The organism is Pantoea sp. ICBG 1758 (genome assembly GCF_002928325.1).
Lineage (GTDB): Bacteria > Pseudomonadota > Gammaproteobacteria > Enterobacterales > Enterobacteriaceae > Pantoea > Pantoea eucrina.
The window spans coordinates 208,551-227,599 of record NZ_POWL01000002.1; the positions used below are offsets into that span (position 1 = coordinate 208,551).

At 58.7% G+C, this 19,049-nt stretch carries 18 protein-coding genes; 8 read left to right on the forward strand and 10 right to left on the reverse strand.

All coding sequences use genetic code 11. From position 1 onward, the window contains the following. Positions 1 to 51: 51 nt before the first annotated feature. On the reverse strand, positions 52 to 360 hold the full coding sequence (locus C1Y41_RS10585; RefSeq protein WP_039380197.1) for a putative quinol monooxygenase: 309 nt from the start codon (positions 358 to 360) through the stop codon (positions 52 to 54). Between the two features lie 31 nt (positions 361 to 391). Next, the gene (locus C1Y41_RS10590) at positions 392 to 973 is read right to left on the reverse strand and encodes an NAD(P)H-dependent oxidoreductase (protein WP_071669235.1); all 582 of its coding nucleotides are present in this window, start codon (positions 971 to 973) and stop codon (positions 392 to 394) included. A gap of 161 nt (positions 974 to 1,134) precedes the next feature. Between C1Y41_RS10590 and C1Y41_RS10595 the strand changes: the two genes are divergently transcribed. The 4 genes from C1Y41_RS10595 (at position 1,135) to ftsP (ending at position 6,695) form a co-directional block, all read left to right on the forward strand. Then, positions 1,135 to 1,899 carry a transporter substrate-binding domain-containing protein gene (locus C1Y41_RS10595; protein ID WP_104085427.1) on the forward strand — a complete coding sequence of 255 codons (765 nt, stop codon included), beginning with the start codon at positions 1,135 to 1,137 and terminating at the stop codon, positions 1,897 to 1,899. 213 nt (positions 1,900 to 2,112) lie between these two features. Next, positions 2,113 to 4,383: a DNA topoisomerase IV subunit A gene (gene parC / locus C1Y41_RS10600; RefSeq protein ID WP_104085428.1), complete on the forward strand. Its 2,271-nt coding sequence runs from the start codon at positions 2,113 to 2,115 to the stop codon at positions 4,381 to 4,383. Between the two features lie 38 nt (positions 4,384 to 4,421). Next, positions 4,422 to 5,159, forward strand: coding sequence for a 1-acylglycerol-3-phosphate O-acyltransferase (locus C1Y41_RS10605; protein WP_039380186.1), 738 nt, complete (start codon positions 4,422 to 4,424; stop codon positions 5,157 to 5,159). A gap of 108 nt (positions 5,160 to 5,267) precedes the next feature. Further along, positions 5,268 to 6,695 (forward strand): cell division protein FtsP, encoded by a 1,428-nt coding sequence (ftsP, locus tag C1Y41_RS10610; RefSeq protein ID WP_071669236.1) that lies wholly within the window; start codon positions 5,268 to 5,270, stop codon positions 6,693 to 6,695. Positions 6,696 to 6,741: 46 nt separating this feature from the next. Here ftsP and dkgA read toward each other — a convergent pair whose 3' ends face one another. Further along, a complete protein-coding gene (dkgA, locus tag C1Y41_RS10615) occupies positions 6,742 to 7,569 on the reverse strand; it encodes a 2,5-didehydrogluconate reductase DkgA (protein WP_039380182.1) in 828 nt (275 codons plus the stop codon). Between the two features lie 193 nt (positions 7,570 to 7,762). Between dkgA and C1Y41_RS10620 the strand changes: the two genes are divergently transcribed. Continuing rightward, a complete protein-coding gene (locus tag C1Y41_RS10620) occupies positions 7,763 to 8,680 on the forward strand; it encodes an AraC family transcriptional regulator (RefSeq protein ID WP_039380180.1) in 918 nt (305 codons plus the stop codon). Between the two features lie 3 nt (positions 8,681 to 8,683). Here C1Y41_RS10620 and C1Y41_RS10625 read toward each other — a convergent pair whose 3' ends face one another. Both C1Y41_RS10625 and metC read right to left on the reverse strand, forming a co-directional pair. Continuing rightward, positions 8,684 to 9,346, reverse strand: coding sequence for a DedA family protein (locus C1Y41_RS10625; RefSeq protein ID WP_039380178.1), 663 nt, complete (start codon positions 9,344 to 9,346; stop codon positions 8,684 to 8,686). 97 nt (positions 9,347 to 9,443) lie between these two features. Continuing rightward, entirely contained in the window at positions 9,444 to 10,634 is a 1,191-nt protein-coding gene (metC, locus tag C1Y41_RS10630; protein WP_104085429.1) for a cystathionine beta-lyase, read from the reverse strand. Positions 10,635 to 10,881: 247 nt separating this feature from the next. On the opposite strand from metC, the gene exbB reads away from it, so the two are divergent. The 3 genes from exbB (at position 10,882) to C1Y41_RS10645 (ending at position 13,563) form a co-directional block, all read left to right on the forward strand. Continuing rightward, entirely contained in the window at positions 10,882 to 11,610 is a 729-nt protein-coding gene (gene exbB / locus C1Y41_RS10635; protein ID WP_186368988.1) for a tol-pal system-associated acyl-CoA thioesterase, read from the forward strand. A 5-nt stretch (positions 11,611 to 11,615) separates the two neighbouring features. Further along, complete coding sequence (exbD, locus tag C1Y41_RS10640) at positions 11,616 to 12,038, forward strand: TonB system transport protein ExbD (RefSeq protein WP_039380171.1); 423 nt, start codon at positions 11,616 to 11,618, stop codon at positions 12,036 to 12,038. 202 nt (positions 12,039 to 12,240) lie between these two features. Further along, the gene (locus C1Y41_RS10645; RefSeq protein WP_104085430.1) at positions 12,241 to 13,563 is read left to right on the forward strand and encodes an MFS transporter; all 1,323 of its coding nucleotides are present in this window, start codon (positions 12,241 to 12,243) and stop codon (positions 13,561 to 13,563) included. A 40-nt stretch (positions 13,564 to 13,603) separates the two neighbouring features. Here C1Y41_RS10645 and C1Y41_RS10650 read toward each other — a convergent pair whose 3' ends face one another. Genes C1Y41_RS10650 through C1Y41_RS10670 form a run of 5 tightly spaced genes read right to left on the reverse strand, consistent with a single transcriptional unit; the run spans position 13,604 to position 18,801 of the window. Continuing rightward, complete coding sequence (locus C1Y41_RS10650; RefSeq protein ID WP_104085431.1) at positions 13,604 to 14,566, reverse strand: spore coat U domain-containing protein; 963 nt, start codon at positions 14,564 to 14,566, stop codon at positions 13,604 to 13,606. Further along, a complete protein-coding gene (locus C1Y41_RS10655; RefSeq protein WP_104085432.1) occupies positions 14,559 to 16,991 on the reverse strand; it encodes a fimbria/pilus outer membrane usher protein in 2,433 nt (810 codons plus the stop codon). The genes C1Y41_RS10650 and C1Y41_RS10655 overlap by 8 nt, the downstream gene beginning before the upstream one ends. Beyond that, positions 16,991 to 17,680: a molecular chaperone gene (locus C1Y41_RS10660; protein WP_104085433.1), complete on the reverse strand. Its 690-nt coding sequence runs from the start codon at positions 17,678 to 17,680 to the stop codon at positions 16,991 to 16,993. Before C1Y41_RS10660 ends, C1Y41_RS10655 begins: the two co-directional genes overlap by 1 nt. 21 nt (positions 17,681 to 17,701) lie before the next feature. Beyond that, positions 17,702 to 18,178: a spore coat U domain-containing protein gene (locus C1Y41_RS10665; protein ID WP_039385638.1), complete on the reverse strand. Its 477-nt coding sequence runs from the start codon at positions 18,176 to 18,178 to the stop codon at positions 17,702 to 17,704. Positions 18,179 to 18,231: 53 nt separating this feature from the next. After that, positions 18,232 to 18,801 (reverse strand): spore coat protein U domain-containing protein, encoded by a 570-nt coding sequence (locus tag C1Y41_RS10670; protein ID WP_039380159.1) that lies wholly within the window; start codon positions 18,799 to 18,801, stop codon positions 18,232 to 18,234. Positions 18,802 to 19,049 lie beyond the last annotated feature (248 nt).

The following is a 19,049-nucleotide window of genomic DNA, read 5'->3' on the forward strand; positions in this document are numbered from 1 at the left end:
ATTCGGGCGGCAGACGCTCCGGCATAGCCAGAGCGTTGCCTGAGGAGAGGATCAGCTGGCCGGTTCCAGCACCAGGATTTTTACATCCACCACGTCGTCTTTGATGCGGGCGCGATGTGCATCCATATGCGGCATCTGCTGATGCTGCTCCAGCGCCCGCAGCGAGGCCCACTGCTCCAGCATAAAAATGGAGTCAGGTGAGTTTTGTTTCCACGGCACCTGCGCCTGATGGTCGAGCAGCGCATCATACTGATGGCAACCCTCTTCCTGCAGTACCGCCGGAATCAGCTCATTGATGGCATCCAGCACCGCCTGACGACGGCCCGGTTTAACACAAATTTCAGCGACGACTGTTAACATAGCGCTTCCTCTTTTCCCGTTGTGCTTACAGTTAAGCAAAGATTGCGCTGAGATGAGTCCGATAACGCGCAATATCGCGTGGCACATCGGGCTGTTTAATAACGTCGTTGCAGATAAAGGTGGGCAGCGCCTCCATTCCGAGGAACTGGTTGGCCTTATGGAAGTGCAGATAAAGGCCATCCACGCCCACGCCTTCAAAGAACTGATCGGCTTCAGTAAAGGCTTCCAGCGGCGCGTTCCACGTCAGCGACAGCATATATTTTTTACCCTGAATCAGGCCGCCGGAACCATATTTTTTGCTGGCGTCGCTGCGTGAGCGGCCATCGCTGGCGTAAAGTTTGCCGTGACCTTCGGTAAAGATCTCATCGATATATTTCTTCACCGTCCACGGCTCGCCCATCCACCAGCCCGGCATCTGATAGATCACCACATCGCTGTCCAGATACTTCTGGATCTCCTCTGCGACGTCGTAGTTACTGTCGGCCAGCGTGACAGAGACCTGATGACCGAGATCGCGCAGCTGACTGGCCGCGACGTCGGTCAGCGTATGGTTAAGTTCGCCTTTTGAGTGAGCAAAGGTTTTGCCACCGTCAATGATCAGAATGTTGCTCATACTGTTTTGCACCTGAATGTTAGTTTGATACGGCACACTCTACGCGCGAAAGTTGCGGGGAAAAACGTGCCACGGGTCACAATACTGTTGCTTATAAAGCAATAATGCTCCGGCGTGTGAAACACTCTGTGCGCAACCCGGAATTAAAATAAGAAGAGGCTATGAAAAAACAGATCACTATCGCGCTGCTGCTGGTAGCGGGCACGGCTCAGGCGCAGTCACGTCTCGATCTCATTCAGCAGCAGCAGACGCTGCGCGTCTGTACCACTGGCGACTATAAGCCCTACAGCTTTCTGCGCAGTGATGGAAAATATGAAGGGCTGGATATCAGCATGGCGGAGTCGCTGGCCGCCAGCCTGGGCGCCAGAGTCGCGTGGGTGCCGACCACCTGGAAAAAACTGAGCGCCGATTTTGTTGCCCGCCAGTGCGATATCGCGCTGGGCGGCGTATCGGTCACGCTGAAGCGTCAGAAAATCGCCTGGTTTGCGCGGCCGCTCGGCACAGATGGCAAAATCCCGCTGGTGCGCTGCGAGGACAAAGCGCGCTATCAGACCATTGAGCAGATAAACCGGCGTGAGGTGCGGGTCATCGAGCCTGCCGGAGGCACTAACGAAGCGTTCGTGCACAGCCATCTGCCGCAGGCTACGCTGCAGCTGGCAGAGAATACGACCATCTTTCAGCAGCTGGCGGATAAAAAAGCGGACGTGATGATCACCGACGCGTCTGAAGCGCAGTTTCAGCAGCAGCACTATCCGTCGCTATGCGCCATTAATCCGGATAAGCCGATGCAGTATGGTGAAAAAGCTTACATGCTGCCGCGCGATGATATGAGCTGGAAACTCTACGTGGATCAGTGGCTGCATCTGGCGACTGCCACGGGCGAATATGCGGCGATCCAGCAAGCGTGGCTGGGTAAAGTGCCCTGATGCGGTATGACGTCACACCGGGTTTTCTGCAGCAAAATCAGCGGTTTTATCAAAGGGCAAAAGCGGCCGGATCCGCCTGCTGCGCTGTTGTTTTTTAACGCAAACCTTTCTGCCGCAGAGACACGGCTTCTCTGTGACTAACTCGCGTGAATAAGGTACTATCCTCGCCAAATGACCCGCCGGTGCGGGCCACGAAGTGAGGATGCAAACGTAATGAGCGAAATGACGCAGGATGGTGCAGAGCGTCTTGCCCTGCACAAGTTTACCGAAAAAGCGTACCTGGACTACTCCATGTATGTGATTATGGATCGCGCGCTGCCCTATATCGGTGACGGTCTGAAGCCGGTGCAGCGCCGTATCGTCTACGCCATGTCAGAGCTGGGCCTGAGCGCCAGCGCCAAATTTAAGAAGTCAGCGCGCACCGTCGGTGACGTGCTGGGCAAATATCATCCGCATGGCGACAGCGCCTGTTACGAAGCGATGGTATTAATGGCGCAGCCGTTCTCCTATCGTTATCCGCTGGTTGATGGTCAGGGTAACTGGGGCGCACCGGACGATCCCAAATCTTTTGCCGCGATGCGCTATACCGAATCGCGCCTCTCTAAATATGCGGAAGTGCTGCTCAGCGAGCTGGGCCAGGGCACGGTTGATTACATCCCGAATTTTGACGGCACGCTGCAGGAACCCAAAATGCTGCCGGCGCGGCTGCCCAACATTCTGCTTAACGGCACCACCGGTATCGCCGTCGGCATGGCAACGGATATCCCGCCGCACAATCTGCGCGAAGTGGCTGAAGCCGCGGTGCGGCTGATCGACAAACCCAAAACCACGCTGGATGAGCTGCTGGATATTGTGCAGGGTCCTGACTATCCGACGGAAGCAGAGATCATCACGCCGCGTGAAGAGATCCGCAAGATCTACCAGAGCGGGCGTGGATCGGTACGTCAGCGCGCTGTCTGGAAAAAAGAAGAGGGTGAGGCAGTGATCACTGCGCTGCCGCATCAGGTCTCCGGCGCGCGCGTGCTGGAGCAGATCGCCGCCCAGATGCGTAACAAAAAACTGCCGATGATTGAGGATCTGCGCGACGAATCCGATCACGAAAACCCGACGCGGCTGGTGATTGTGCCGCGTTCTAACCGCGTCGATCTCGATCAGGTCATGCACCATCTCTTCGCCACCACCGATCTGGAGAAGAGCTACCGCGTTAACCTGAACATGATTGGTCTGGATAACCGTCCGGCAGTGAAAAACCTGCTGGAGATCCTCTCTGAATGGCTGGTCTACCGGCGCGATACGGTCACGCGCCGTCTGAATTACCGGCTGGAGCGCGTGCTGCGCCGCCTGCATATCCTTGAGGGGCTGCTGGTCGCGTTTCTGAACATTGATGATGTGATCCACATTATCCGCAGTGAAGATGAACCCAAAGCGGTCCTGATGTCGCGCTTTGCAATCAGCGAAACGCAGGCCGAAGCGATTCTGGAGCTGAAGCTGCGTCATCTTGCGAAACTCGAAGAGATGAAGATCCGCGGCGAGCAGGCCGAACTGGAGAAAGAGCGCGATCAGCTGCAGGCCACGCTGGCGTCTGAGCGGAAAATGAACAGCCTGCTGAAGAAAGAGCTGCAGGCTGACAGCCAGGCATACGGCGACGAGCGCCGCTCGCCGCTGCACGAGCGCGAAGAGGCGAAAGCGCTGAGTGAAAATGAGCTGGTGAGCGCTGAGCCGGTGACCATTGTGCTGTCGCAGATGGGCTGGGTGCGCAGCGCCAAAGGGCACGATATCGACCCTGCCGGCCTGAGCTATAAAGCGGGAGACAGCTATCGGGCGGCGGCGCGCGGCAAGAGCAATCAGCCGGTGGCATTTATTGACTCCACCGGCCGCAGCTATACGCTCGATCCCACCTCGCTGCCGTCGGCGCGCGGGCAGGGGGAACCGCTGACCGGCAAGCTGACGCTTCCGCCGGGCGCAGTGATGGAGCAGGTGCTGATGGAAGCGGACGATCAGAAGCTGCTGATGGCCTCTGATGCCGGCTATGGCTTTATCTGTACCTTTGCCGATCTGGTATCGCGCAACCGCGCCGGTAAAGCGCTGCTGACGCTGCCGGAGAATGCGCGCGTCATGACGCCGCTGGCGGTCAATTCCGGCGATGACATGCTGCTGGCAATCACCCAGGCGGGCAGAATGCTGATGTTCCCGGTGGCTGACCTGCCGCAAATGTCTAAAGGCAAAGGCAATAAAATTATCTCAATTCCTGCCGCAGATGCTGCCTCCGGTGCCGACCGGCTGCAGTGGCTACTGATTCTGACGCCGGGCAGCACTCTTACCCTCTATGTGGGTAAACGTAAGCTGATCCTGCGCGATGAAGATCTGCAGAAAGTGCGTGCCGATCGCGGCCGTCGCGGCAGCGTATCACGCGGCCTGCAGCGTATTGACAGCGTTGAAGTCAACGCGCCGGCACGCCCTAAGCGTGACGCAAGTGCAGAGTAATCGGGTTATCTGCGAAGGAGTATTTTTTTGAGGACGCTATGTTACTAATTTTACGCGCGATAATTATTATCATCTATTCCGTACTGGTCTGTGTCTTCGGCAGCATCTGGTGCCTGTTTTCGCCGCGCAACCCGCGCCATGTCGCGACGTTTGGCCATCTTTTTGGCCGACTCTCCGGAGTGCTGGGCGTTAAAGTTGAGCTGCGTAAGCCTCCTGAGGCGGCGAATTACGGTAATGCTATCTATATTGCAAACCATCAGAACAACTATGACATGATCACGGCGGCGAAAATCGTACAGCCGACCACCGTTACCGTGGGCAAAAAGAGCCTGTTGTGGATCCCGTTTTTCGGGCAGCTCTACTGGCTGACAGGCAACCTGCTGATCGATCGCGACAACCGGGCGAAAGCGCACGGCACTATCGGAGAGATTGTCGGGCAATTTAAAAAGAAGCGTATCTCATTCTGGATGTTCCCGGAAGGCACGCGCAGCCGCGGACGTGGCCTGCTGCCGTTTAAGACCGGCGCGTTTCACGCTGCCGTCGCCGCTGGCGTACCCATTATCCCGATCGTCGTCTCCAATACGCATGGCAAAATTAATATGAATCGCTGGAAGAATGGCCTGGTGATTGTAGAGATGCTGCCACCGGTCGATACCGCACAGTTTGAGACCACCTCTGTGCGTAAGCTGGCGACCCACTGCCGTGAAATAATGTCTGCTAAGCTGGAAGAGTTAAACGCAGAAGTCGCTGAACGCGAAAAAAACGGTAAAATCTGAGCCCTATCCGGGGGTGGTGGATGCCACCCCCGTGCACCACAGCAAAATTAACAACAACAACAACATGGACACGGCGTTTTACGCCCCGCTCAAAAGGTCTGAAGTTTTATGTCTTGCAGCAGACGTCACTTTATTCAGCTTTCTGCCGGCGTTGCGCTGGCCTCCCCGGCACTGACTTTTTCAGCCCGCGCCGCTACTCCGGCTGGCGATGTCCCGCTGCCGGTCCCGCCGCTGATTGAATCCCGCCGCGGACAGCCGCTGTTTCTGACGCTGCAGCGCAGCCACTGGTCGTTTACGGGCAGCGGCAGCAAAGTTCCGGTCTGGGGCATTAACGGCCTCTATCTGGGGCCGACGGTGCGGGTTTACAGCGGTGATGACGTTAAGCTTATCTACAGCAACCGGCTTAATGAGCCGGTGGCGATGACGGTCAGCGGCCTGCAGGTGCCGGGCGCGCTGATGGGCGGGGCGCCGCGCATGATGTCAGCGGGTGCTGACTGGTCGCCGGTGCTGCCCATTCGGCAGGGGGCGGCGACGCTGTGGTATCACGCCAGCACGCCGAATCATATGGCCCCGCACGTCTATAACGGCCTGGCGGGAATGTGGCTGATTGAAGATGAGGTCAGCAAATCGCTGCCGCTGCCTAAGCACTACGGCGTGGATGATTTTCCACTGGTGATTCAGGATAAGCGCCTCGATAACTTCGCCACCCCGGTCTATAACCCGCCATCAGAGGGCGGGTTTCTTGGTGATACGCTGCTGGTTAACGGCGTGCAGAATCCCTATGTGGATGTTTCCCGCGGCTGGGTGCGCCTGCGCCTGCTGAATGCCGCCAATGCGCGCCGCTTTGACCTGCGTTTTTCAGACGGTCGCCCTTTTACCGTTATTGCCAGCGATCAGGGGTTCCTGCCTTCGCCGGTCGCGGTGCAGACGCTCTCTCTGGCGCCAGGCGAACGGCGTGAGGTGCTGGTGGATATGTCGCAGGGGGATGAAGTGTCAATCACGGCGGGCACGGCGGCAGGGATTATGGATCGCCTGCGCGGCCTGTTTGAACCCTCATCCATTCTGACCAACACGCTGGTGCTGACGCTGCGCCCGACCGGGCTGCTGCCGCTGGTCACCGATAACCTGCCGATGCGACTGCTGGCCGATCAGATCCTCGACGGCGTGGCGGTGCGGACGCGCGAATTTCGTATTGGCGACAGCGTACCGGGCATTAACGGCGCGCTGTGGGATATGAACCGCATCGATACCACAACGCAGCAGGGAACGTTTGAGCGCTGGATTATTCACGCCGATCGCCCGCAGTCGCTGCATATTCAGGGCGTCATGTTCCTTATCAAAAGCGTCAACGGCGCGCAGTCGATGGGCGAAGATCGCGGCTGGAAAGATACCGTCTGGGTTGACGGCAGTGTGGAACTGCTGGTGAGTTTTCCGCAAAGCGCCAGCGATCACTTCCCGTTTGTCTATTACAGCCAGACGCTGGAACTGGCCGATCGCGGTACGGCAGGGCAGATGGTCGTTAATCCGCTTTCCTGAAAAAGAAAAAGGCCGCCGTGAGGGCGGCCGCAATCATTGTGCTTCTCTAGCCGTTAAACGTCTCCGGATCGGGTCCCAGACGCTGGCCCTTATCCAGTTTGGTGATTTCACTGATCTCACTTTTCTCCAGCCGGAAATCGAAGACGTTAAAGTTCTCTTCAATGCGTGCCGGGGTGACTGATTTCGGGATCACCACCAGGCCGCTGTCCAGATGCCAGCGGATCACAATCTGCGCGGCGCTCTTGCCATACTTTTTCGCCAGCGTGCGGATAATCGCCTGATCGAACACCCCTTCGCCGCCCTGCGCCAGCGGGCTCCAGGACTCAGTCTGGATCTGATGCAGTGCGTTCCAGGCGTGCAGCGTACGCTGCTGCAGCATCGGATGCAGCTCAATCTGATTCACGACGGGCGTCACGCCGGTTTCATCAATCAGGCGTTTCAGGTGGGCCTCATGGAAGTTGCAGACGCCGATGCTTTTGGTCAGACCCTGCTGCTGCAGCTCAATCATCTTCTCCCATGCCGCAACGTAGTGATCTTTTTCCGGGCAGGGCCAGTGCATCAGGTAGAGATCAACGCTGTCGAGCTGCAGTTTCTCCAGGCTGGTCTCCATCGCCTGCTGCACATTTTGCTGGTCATCATTCCACAGCTTGGTGGTGACGAAGATATCGTCGCGCGCTACCGGCGTATCCTTCAGCGCCCTGCCAATCGCCTCTTCATTTTTATAGGCGGCAGCGGTATCGATAGAGCGATAACCCACTTCCAGCGCTTTCAGTACGGCGGTATGCGCCTCCTCCTGACTTGCCTGCCAGACACCGAGGCCAAGCTGCGGCATCATATTGCCGTCGCGCAGTTTGATAATAGGTTGATCTGCCATAGGGGCTCCTTTTTCATTGCGATCGCTGAATGGAAAAACTGTGTGCTTAAGTCTAGACAACAAACGTGCAGTGCGGATCGCTCTGCCAGAGCGGACTCTGACCCTTTTCTGCAAAAATCTTGCCTGATCCTCCAGGGGAGTAGAGCTTTGTGCAGCGTTGCGGCACACTGAATTTTTTATCCGGAAAGCCGCCATGTCCCATGACGCCCTGTGTCGCCAGCTTGCCCGCCGGGTCGTCGCGCTAATGTGCGACCCGCAAAAACCGCACTGTGCAGTGAAAAATGTCCGGCTCATTTACGCCAGCGAAACGCTGCCGCGTACGCCGATGATGTATCAGCCCGGCATTGTGATCCTGTTTCAGGGACGCAAAACCGGCTATCTCGGCAGCACGGTCTTCCACTATGACGCCAGTAAATATCTGATGCTGACGGTGCCGTTGCCGGTTGAGTGCGAAACGGAAGCCACGCCCGATGCGCCGCTGGCGGGCATGTGTCTGAGCGTGGATACCGCTTCGCTGCAGGATCTGCTGCTGGATATCGGTGACGATGAGCAGTTTCAGCCCGCGGTGCAGACCTCGGGTATTCATTCTGCCTGGCTGAGCGAAGAGATGCTGTGTGCCGCAGAGCGGCTGCTGGATGTGATGAGCCATCCGCGCGATGCACGGGTGCTTGGCCCGCAGCTGGTACGGGAAATCCTTTATTATGTGCTCACCGGTCCGATTGGCGGGGCGCTGCTGTCGCTGGTTAACCGGCAGACGCAGTTCAGTCAGATTGCGCGCGCGCTGCGGCGGATAGAAACGCACTTTGCCGGCAGCCTGAGCGTTGAGACGCTGGCGGCCGAGGTCAACATGAGCGTGTCCGCTTTTCACCACAACTTTAAGGCGGTAACGCAGACGTCCCCGCTGCAGTACCTCAAACGCTATCGTCTGCATCAGGCGCGGCTGATGATGCTGCAGGATGGCGTAAAGGCGAGTACAGCCGCGCTGCGGGTAGGGTATGAGAGTCCGTCACAGTTTTCCCGGGAGTTCAAACGGCTGTTTGGCACAACGCCGGGTGAAGAGGTCAGCCGCGCGCGTCAAACGGTGCAGACGCTGCCGTTTGACGCGGCGTGATAATTAAGAGGTTTTCTGACGGCGTTTTTTCCAGATCACCACAATGCTGCCGGCCAGCCCGGTAAACAGCAGCACCAGCGGCAGGATCATCAGAATAGCCATAACCTGATCTTCATGCCGCTTGATAAACGGCACCTGGCTGATGCCGTAGCCCATCGTCACGACAATGCCGACCCACAACACGCCGCTTAACCAGTTAAACAGCTGAAAACGGCTGTTACGCAGTCCGGAGATACCCGCCATGGTAGGCAGCAGCGTGCGCACAAACGCCAGGAAACGGCCCACCAGCAGCGCCATCAGGCCGTGGCGGTTAAACAGATGCCAGGCGCGCTGATGGTACTGCGCGGGCAGATGCATCAGCCAGCTTTTGACCAGCTTTGTATTGCCCAGCCAGCGCCCCTGCAGATAGCTCAGCCAGCAGCCGAGGCTGGCGGCAGTGGTCAGGATCACCATGGTCGGCACAAAGTCCATTACGCCTTTAGCAATCATGGCGCCCGCCAGCAGCAGCAGGCTGTCACCCGGCAGAAACGACGCCGGCAGCAAGCCATTTTCCAGAAACAGCGTCAGAAACATCACGCCGTAGACGATCCATACGACATCCGGATTGGCCAGCGCAGCAAAATCCTGATGCCAGAGCGCCTGGACAATCTCATGTAAAACACCCATCTGCTATCCCGTCGAGTTACAAGGCTTTTATAGTAGCCCTCCGCAGCCGCCGGCGCGTTGATCTGACACGGCGAGCCACGGATGGTTGAAGGTTGGTTTAATTCGTTAAGCGGTCAAAACCCGCCTGCAGATCGGCCAGCAGGTCGCTGACGTGCTCCAGACCGATATGCAGACGTATCAGCGTGCCCGTAAAGTCGACGCCGCCTGCCGGGCGAATCGCCGCCAGCTCTTCGGGCTGGCTGGCCAGAATCAGCGACTCATAACCGCCCCACGAATAGGCCATGCTGAAATGATGGAAGCGATCGAGATAATTTGCCAGCTGCTGCGCATCCAGCCGCTCATGCAGCACAAATGAAAACAGGCCGCTGCTGCCGCTGAAGTCGCGCTGCCAGAAACGGTGTCCCGGGCTCTGCGCCAGCGCCGGATGATTGACCCGCGCCACTTCAGGCCGGCCAGTCAGCCACTCCGCCACCTGCAGCGCGCTCTCTTCGTGCTGGCGCAGGCGGGTGCCTAAGGTGCGCAGACCGCGGCTCGCCATATAGGCCGTATCCGCATCGACCATCTGCCCCATCAGGTAAGAGTTCTCACGCAGCTGCGGCCAGCAGCGGGCGTTGGCCACCGCGGTGCCAATCATGGCGTCGCTGTGACCAATGATATATTTGGTGCCGGCCTGGATAGAAATATCAATCCCGAACGACAGCGCGTTAAACAGCACGCCCGCCGCCCAGGTGTTGTCCAGCATGATAATCGCCTCGGGCGCTTTGGCACGTACGGCGGCAACAATCGCCGGGATATCCTGCACTTCCATCGTCACCGACGCCGGCGACTCAAGAAACACCACGCGGGTATTGGGCTGCACCAGTTCACCGATCTCACTGCCAATACAGTGATTAAACCAGGTAGTAGTGACCTGCATTTTGGTGAGGATTTTGCTGCAGAAATCCTGCGTCGGTTCGTAGACCGCTCCGCTCATCAGCACGTGATCGCCCGCTTCAACAAACGCCAGAATGGCGTTGGCAACGGCGGCTGCGCCGCAGGGATAGAGTGCACAGCCTGCGCCACCTTCCAGTTCGGTCATCGCATCCTGCAGCGAAAAGTGCGTAAGCGTGCCGCGACGGCCATAAAAGAGTTCGCCTTCAGCCCGCCCGGCGGTGGCGCGCTGTTTATCCGCGACGGTATCAAAAACCAGGGATGAGGCGCGCTGTATTACGCTGTTCACCGCGCCCTGCGTATAACGTTTATTACGTCCTGCGCTCACCAGCGCGGTATCCAGTTTTTTCGTAGCCATCACTGCCTGTCCTGACCCATCTTACAAAGCGTTCACGTTACCACGAATCAGGGGGAGGGGTTGAGCCTGTTTACCGATTATCAGAGTGGCACCAGCCCGGCAGTGCAGGCACAGCAGCAGCAGGCGCTGCTTTGTAAATAGTAATGAGAACGACTATCACTTAGATCCTTTTTTTTGCTATGATCGTCTCTTCAGTCGTGAACTCTACAACAGAATCTGGAGATGCAGCGTGGTAGCCAGTGATTTAATGCAGACAGACCTCTCTGTCTGGGGGATGTACCAGCATGCCGACATCGTGGTTAAAATTGTCATGATTGGCCTGTTACTGGCATCCGTCGTGACCTGGGCCATCTTTTTTGGCAAATATGCTGAACTGAGCGCCGCGAAACGTCGCCTGAAAAAAGAGCAGCAGGCGCTGGGCGCAGCACGCTCGCTGGCTGACGCTTACCGTACGGCAGAGAGCTTTAAAGCCAGCAGTCACAGTGCTGTACTGCTGGCCGATGCGCGCGAGGAGCTGACGCTGTCAGCGGGCACAGACGATCTGGCGGGCATCAAGGATCGCACCAGTTTTCGCCTTGAGCGTCGGGTAGGGGCGTTCGGTCGTCATGCCGGGCGCGGCAATGGTTTTCTGGCAACCATCGGTTCCGTGGCGCCTTTTATCGGCCTGTTCGGTACCGTATGGGGCATTATGAATAGCTTTATCGGCATCGCTAAAACGCAGACCACCAATCTTGCCGTGGTCGCGCCTGGCATTGCTGAAGCGCTGCTGGCGACAGCAGTCGGCCTGGTTGCCGCTATTCCTGCCGTGGTTATTTACAACGTTTTTGCGCGCATGATTGCCAATTATAAAGCGTCGCTGGGTGACGTCGCAGCCCAGGTGCTGCTGCTGCAAAGCCGCGATCTCGATCTCGGCACGGCGCACGTCGCGGCGGAAACCAGCCGTCCGGCCGCTACGCATAAGCTGCGCGCAGGATAATCATTATGGCGATGCGTTTAAACGATGAGGCCGCTGGCGACAGCGAAATGCATGAGATTAACGTCACGCCGTTTATCGACGTTATGCTGGTGCTGCTGATTATCTTTATGGTGGCGGCACCGCTGGCAACGGTAGATGTACGCGTTAACCTGCCAGCGTCCACCAGCGCACCGCAGCCGCGCCCGGAGAAGCCGGTCTATCTCTCAATCAAAGCGGATAAGCAGATCTATATCGGCAATGATGCGGTGACGAAAGAGACGCTGGTAAACGCGCTGACTGCGCAGACCGCGGGAGATAAGCAGACCACTATCTTCTTCCAGGCCGATCAATCAGTGGACTATGCCACGCTGATGGCGGTGATGGACCAGCTGCGCGCAGCGGGCTATCTGAAGATTGGCCTGATGGGAATGGAAACGGCCGGCAAATAGCCGGACTGTTTTGCCGAAGAGAAAGCCGCTGATAACAGCGGCTTTTTTTATACCTGCTTTCTGCAAAGCGGCTGTCAGAACCGCCCCGCATTGTTAATTTCCTGTTACCTTTTGTCAGTCTTTGTAAAGCACAATGGTGATTCAGATCACATTCATTCCTGGCTGAGCAGGCTACAACGGGTAAAAAACCAGGAAGGACAGTATGAGCAGCCAGTTATCTCTGCAAAAACCTGCGCGCAGCGGGGCGAAAACCATCTTTAGCGTTACCAGCGGTAACTTTCTTGAGATGTATGATTTTATGGTCTTTGGCTACTACGCCACCGCCATCGCGAAAACCTTTTTTCCCGGCGACGATCCCTTTGCCTCTCTGATGCTGACGCTGATGACCTTCGGCGCCGGATTTCTTATGCGTCCGCTGGGCGCCATTGTGCTGGGTGCCTATATCGACCATCACGGCCGGCGCAAAGGCCTGCTGCTGACGCTGGGGCTGATGGCGATGGGCACACTGACCATTGCGCTGGTGCCGGGTTACGCCACGCTTGGCGCCGCGGCACCAATTTTGATCCTGCTCGGACGCCTGCTGCAGGGCTTCTCCGCGGGGGTAGAACTCGGCGGCGTCTCAGTCTATCTCGCAGAAGCTGCGCCCAAAGGACGTAAAGGGTTTTGGGTCAGCTGGCAGTCGGGCAGTCAGCAGGTGGCGGTGATTTTCGCTGCGCTGCTGGGACTGGGGCTGAATCATTTACTGGCGAAAGAGGCCGTTACCGAATGGGGCTGGCGTATTCCGTTTGTGGTGGGCTGTATGATTGTGCCGTTTCTGTTCTGGATCCGCCGCATGCTGGAGGAGACAGAGGCGTTCAGCCGGCGTAAAACGCATCCTTCGATGCGCCAGATTGTGCGGTCAGTCGGACAGAACTGGGCGCTGGTGCTGGCGGGCATGCTGATGGTGGTCACCACCACCGTTATGTTCTACATGATCACCGCTTTCACGCCAACCTTTGGCAAAACGGTGCTGATGATGAGCGATAAGCAGAGCTTTCTGGTCACGCTGTTTGTCGGGATATCCAATCTGTTCTGGCTGCCGGTTATGGGGGCACTTTCCGATCGGGTCGGACGGCGACCGCTGCTGATTATCTTTACCGTGCTAATGATCCTGACGGCCTGGCCGGTGCTGCACTGGCTCACCGGTTCCGCGAGCTTTGCGCATCTGGTCGAAGCGGAGCTGTGGCTCTCTTTTCTCTATGCCAGCTACAACGGTGCCATGGTGGTCTATCTGGCGGAGATTATGCCGGCAGAGGTGCGCGCATCCGGCTTTTCCCTGGCCTACAGCCTGGCGACCGCACTGTTTGGCGGCTTTACGCCAGCCATCTCCAGCTACCTTATTCATGCCACCGGCGATAAAGCGATGCCCGGCATCTGGCTCTCATTTGCTGCCGTCTGCGGACTGGCAGGCACACTGCTGATTGGCCGGATGGTGAGACAGTATCAGCAGCGCCACGCGGTAACGCCCGCCAGCGCCTCACTCTGATACTTTTCCGGCCGCGCCCTGCGGCCGGCTCACTCCCCCGCTAAAACGCCACGTCCACCACCACGTTATCCGTGTAGTTTCCGGCTGCCGGCGTCGCCTGCGTCGTCAGTATCCGGGCCGTGTAGGTAAAGTTGCGCGTTACCGTATCGGGATTAAGCGAGGTTGACGTCGTGCTGCTCCAGCGATCGCTGCCGGAGGGGCCCCAGCGCGAGGTCGTGGCCGTGTCCTTATAAATGTCATAGGCCAGCCGGCTGGCGCCGTTTGCCATCTGCCGCGCGGTGCCGCTGAAATTATTGCCGTTGCTCAGCCCAACGCTATAGGTGCTTCCTTTAGAGCAGACCACGCTGATGGTCTGCTGAACGGCAGAGAAGCTGCCCGCCAGCGGCGCGCTGCCAAAGTTGAGGTTCGGGGCAGTAATGGTGGTGCAGTCATTGGTGACCACCAGCGTCACGGTCAGCGGCAGGGCGGTGCCGCTGCTGGTTTGCACAGCTCCCAGGCAGATACCCGCTGCACCGGCACTGGTACAGACGCTGTAGCTGACCGTCAGCGTCAGGGTGGTGGTGTACGTGCCTGCCGCAATCACCTGTCCCGGCACGGTGCGGAAATAGAGCGGGATAGTGAAGTTGAGGCTGTTGCCCAGCGCCAGCAGCGCCGAGGCGTTCCAGCGATAGCTGTTGCCCTGACGCAGCTCGGTGGCGCAGGCGCTGTCGACACAAAGCTGGATCGGAACGTTATCGCTGCCGCCGGCGCTCGCTTTCAGCGTAGCGCGGGTCCCGTTCAGGTAGCTGGCAGCGGTAAACGCATAGGCAATATAGTCGTTGCCCAGCAGATTAAGCGTGGCGGAGCCGCAGTTGACATTCGTATTGGCGGACGTGGGGATAACCTGGGATTGCACAGAAAAGGTGGTCTGGCTGCCAAAGCTGGCCGGCGAAGCGGAGAGCGGGCAGAGCGCATAGCTGGCGCCGGGCAGCAGCAGCGCCAGCATCAATAGTAACTTAATCATGTTGTACTCCTGCTGAGGATCTCTGCACCAGCGCACCGGCGCCGGGCTGCGGGAGAGGTAGCGCGCAGACCAGCGGGCCATAGGTTTTCAGCGCCTCTGGTTCGCCGCGCGCGACGCTGAACGTGGTTTCACACTGGCGGCCATCGGGCGTGATAACCTGCAGCGTATTACGCGCCTGCAAATTCTCCAGCCAGACGATGCCGTCCCAGCCGACATAGCTGCTCTCTTTACCTGCGCGCAGCACCTGACTGGCAAGCGGCAGCGGCTGACCGCGCGTGTCGTGCAAAATAACGCTGGCGGCACGCAGCGGCTCAATCGGGAAGTCGAGCAGAAAACCGCTTTTACGCTTCACGGCAATGCGCTGCTCAACCCGGGATGCGGCGACGCTGGCAGGCAGATCCAGCGTATCGATATCATATTTTGCGCCGTAGTAGCTGCTGACCGCCGGGACCAGCAGATAGCCCTGGCCGTCAGTTTTCCCCATCGCCTGATTCTCATAGCGCACGGTCACGCCGGGATAGCGGGTTTTCACCAGCACAAAGGCGTCGTTGATATCATTAGCAGCAAAGAGGCGGTTATCCATCAGCACCAGCGCGCCAGAGAGATCCGCCCATTGCGTTGTATTGTCATCATCGCCCCAGAATCCGGCTGAGGTATCGATCCGGTTATTGCGATAGCGCAGGCTGCCCTGACGATAATCGCCGCTGTCGCCCCCCTGGCGTGCCCAGGAGGCGTCCCAGGCGATTCCCCCCTCAGTGGGCATTGCCCGCGAGGCATACAGCCGCTGGTTACTGCGCCCCTGGCGATCGCGCTCCACGCTCACAGACGCGCTGCTCTGTTCACCAAACGGGATCACCAGTGAAATCGCCCCGTCCCAGCTACCGAGATCGCGATCGCGGCTGGCTGAGATATAGAGACTGCTGTTGCCCCACAGGTTTTTGCTCCAGGTCAGGTTCCACAGACGCGTGCGCTCACCGTAGCCGCCGCTGATATCGAGATAAGCGAGTCCCAGACTGCCGTAGTCGCTGAGCGACAGGCTGGCCGTATATTGTGCGCTGCGACGCGCGAGTGAATAGCGGCTGTCGGCGCTTTCACTGCGGCTGCCGATCAGCGCCAGATTACTGAACGTGGTATCGCGCAGAATGTGCTGGGTGCCAAGGCTGAACCAGCTGTTGTTATATTGATATCCCCAGCTGTACTGCGTGCCGCTCTGGCCCTGCGCGTCGCTCTGCGCCACCGCCGCGTTGATGACGCCCAGGCTTCCCGCTTTCAGCAGGCCGCCCGCACCGCCCATGACAACGTCATCACTGCCTTCAGCGTGCGACTCCAGCGTCAGCCAGTCGCTGATACCGTAGCGATAGGAGCCACTGGCAGCGGCAGCGCCGTAGTCGGCACTCTTCACACCATAATTTTGCCGGACAGCGCCGGCAGAGAAGGCGTAATCAGACAGGCCACTTTTTAACAGGCTGGCCGACACGTAAAAGGGCAGCGTGGTGGTGACCTGACGCCCCAGCGCATCGGTGGTGGTGATCACCGCATCCCCGGCACCATTGACAAAGGGGATGTTGGTCAGCGACCACGGACCGGGCTGCACCGCCGTTTGCGCACTGCGATAGCCGTTAATAAACAGATCGACCGAGGAGGGCACCGCCGCCTGGCCGCTGAAGGCAGGCAGCGGATAAGTTACTAAATCGGGACGCACGCTGAAATCACGCGCTATCTGCACCCCGCCCAGCCGCACGCTGTTGCTCCAGCTCAGGGCGTCAGTGATAAGGTCGCCCACCCGCCAGCTGAGCGCGGCGTCTTCATTCTCATTGCTGAACCAGGTGTCGTAACGCAGATATCCCTCCTGCTGACCGCTGAGCGATCCATTCAGCTGCTGCGTATAGACGCCGTTAGAGGAGAACTGTCCTGCCGGGCCGAACAGCCGTAACTCATTCCACGAGGAGAGGCGTGAGCCGGCCCGGTCGGTGTGGGTCAGATAAACGTCGTAATTCAGCAGCGCCCCGTTGCTGGCGCGCGCCGGAAAGCGGGGACGCTGCTCAGCCTGCCCGAGCCGCTGCGCCGGCAGCCAGGCCGGCGGCACCGTCAGCAGCAGCCGCTGCCGGGTTTCATCATAGGTGACATCCGCGCCAGGCAGCTGCCGAAGATCGACCCGCTCATCCGGCAGCTTTTCCGCCGCCACGCCCGCCTGCAGCAGATCGCTGCGGCGCAGCCAGAAATGATCCTGCTGATGTTCAACGGCAACAATATCGCCGCGCGCGCGCTGATTGATAATTAACTCCAGCATCAGCTGCTGCCCCTGTGCGCTGCTTTCCAGCGCGGGCGGAGGCGGCAGCGCAGACCAGCTCTCCGCACGCCCGTGCGCGGGCAGGATCATCAGTACGCTGCCCAGCAGCAGATAACGCGAGGGCGCAGGCGTCATTAGCGTGCGGCAGTACTGCGCCAGGCGCGGTTGTTGACATCGGCTGCCAGCTCTCCGCGCAGGGGCTGGCTGACCGGCCAGCGCTGGCTGCTGTGTGCCAGCACATAGCCAAACAGGCCGTTGCCCAGGGCGGCTCCGCCGGCGCGGACATTGCTCAGGCGCGCATGGCCGCTGCCGCTGTTGGTCAGCTCCAGCCAGCGCCTGCCGCCGCTGCTGACTTCGCGCCAGCTCAGCACCGCTTTCGCGCTGTCGCGCGTCAGACCGCTGCCGTAGACAAACAGCGGAACGGAATAGCGCATCTGAAAGTTAAGCCCGGCCTGATTATCACCGGGCTTACGCGGCGACGGGATCTCATCAAGTACCACGCGATAGGCGCTCTCCTGACCGGCAGGGGGCGGCGTCTGTTTGATCAGGCGCACCAGCTGTTTTTGCCCCGGCTCCAGCCGCACCATAGGCGGACTGGCGGCGACCTGCTGCTGCGTCTGATACTGCTCCTGGCCCTCGCGCTGCTGCCAGGCAAAAATGCGTACCTGCATAATGGTGCTGCTGCCGCCGCGGTTCTCCAGCCAGAGCTCGCTGGCTTTATCTTCAGAGGCTATGGCGGGGTCAATGGGCCAGATCATCAGCGAGTTGGCGGCCCGGACTGAGGGGATGATTAACAGCAAAAGCAGCGCGCACAGGTTTCTCATGGTTCATCCTTTTTTTCAGCATCACCAGCTCAGGGTGACGGTCAGCGTGTCGGTATAGGTTCCGGCTTGCGCGGTGCCAGGCAGCGTCAGCTGACCATAAACAGGCAGCGTAATCGTATTCGCATTGCTATAGTTCAGCGCTATAGCGCTGTTAATGGGTATAGGCGCAGTCAGTGCAGCGTTACTGAAGAGCCGGTAGGCAACGGTATTGCTGCTGCTGGTGTGTTTGAGATTGCGGACAGAGGTGTAGTTAGCGCCGCCGTCAATACTCATGCTGACGGCGGTGCCTGGCGTGCAGGCCAGGTTCAGCGTTGTGCTCTGCAGGTAGCTTGCGCTGAAGTTTCCCGTAGCCACGCCGGAGTGCGAGCCAAAGTTGAGCGTACCAAACACGCCCGTATTGCTGCCCGACACCACGCAGCCCGCCACGATGGACGCAGCGACCTGAAAGTTTGCCACAGGCAGCGCATCTGCCGGCAGGCAGGCGAAGGCTGCTATCAGCTCCGCCGCCCGCCAGAGAGAGAGGGATAGCCTCACTGCGCGCGCACCCGTGCTCAGTAATTCACCGCCACGTTTATGGTGTCGGTATAGGTACCCGCCGGGATAAGCGGGTTGAAGCCGCCGCCGACGACCCGACCATAGATGGCATAGTTGGTGCCCAGCGTCGGATCGGTGGTGCCGCTGGCGGCAATGTTGGTGTTGTTCGCTATCGCGGTGGTAAAGGCGGCGTCGCTGTAGAGGGTATAGGCGATGCCCCGCGTATTATCCGAGCCCAGAATGAGGTAGCGCGGCTGGCCGCTGACGGTGCCGTAAATCGTGCCCGGCGCGCCGTTGCTGCTGGTGACCTGTACATTAAAGGTCTGTCCGGTTGTGCAGCGCACATAGATACCGCTGCCGGCCGCGCCCACCAGCGTGGCATTCAGCGTATCAAAGGTAGCTGCGCTGCTGCCAAAGTTCAGGGTACCGAAATTGACGCCGGTGGTGGCTGACTGACCGTTGACCAGGCAACCGGTCGTCAGCGTGAGCGTGGCGTTGATCGCCCCGGTAGTGGTGGCTGCCAGGGCCGTTACGGACGTCAATCCTGTGTACAGGCCTGCGGTCATAAGAAAAAGCTTGAGTTTCATAATCATTCCTTACTGATTATCAGGAGTCGATGCTTTTCCACCTGGCCTGTTAATAAAAAACGAACCCGTAAAATGCCGCTGGCAAAGAGAATTAAGGCGATATATCGCGCTTTCCCCAGATTAGCGCTGAGGTTGCTTTATGATTTACATCAGTTTTATTTACTATAGTTCAGCCTGGTAGTACGTCTAATCTCTGACACGCTTTTTCTACTCATTATTTTTGCCCGCAGGCCGATAATAGAGTCATA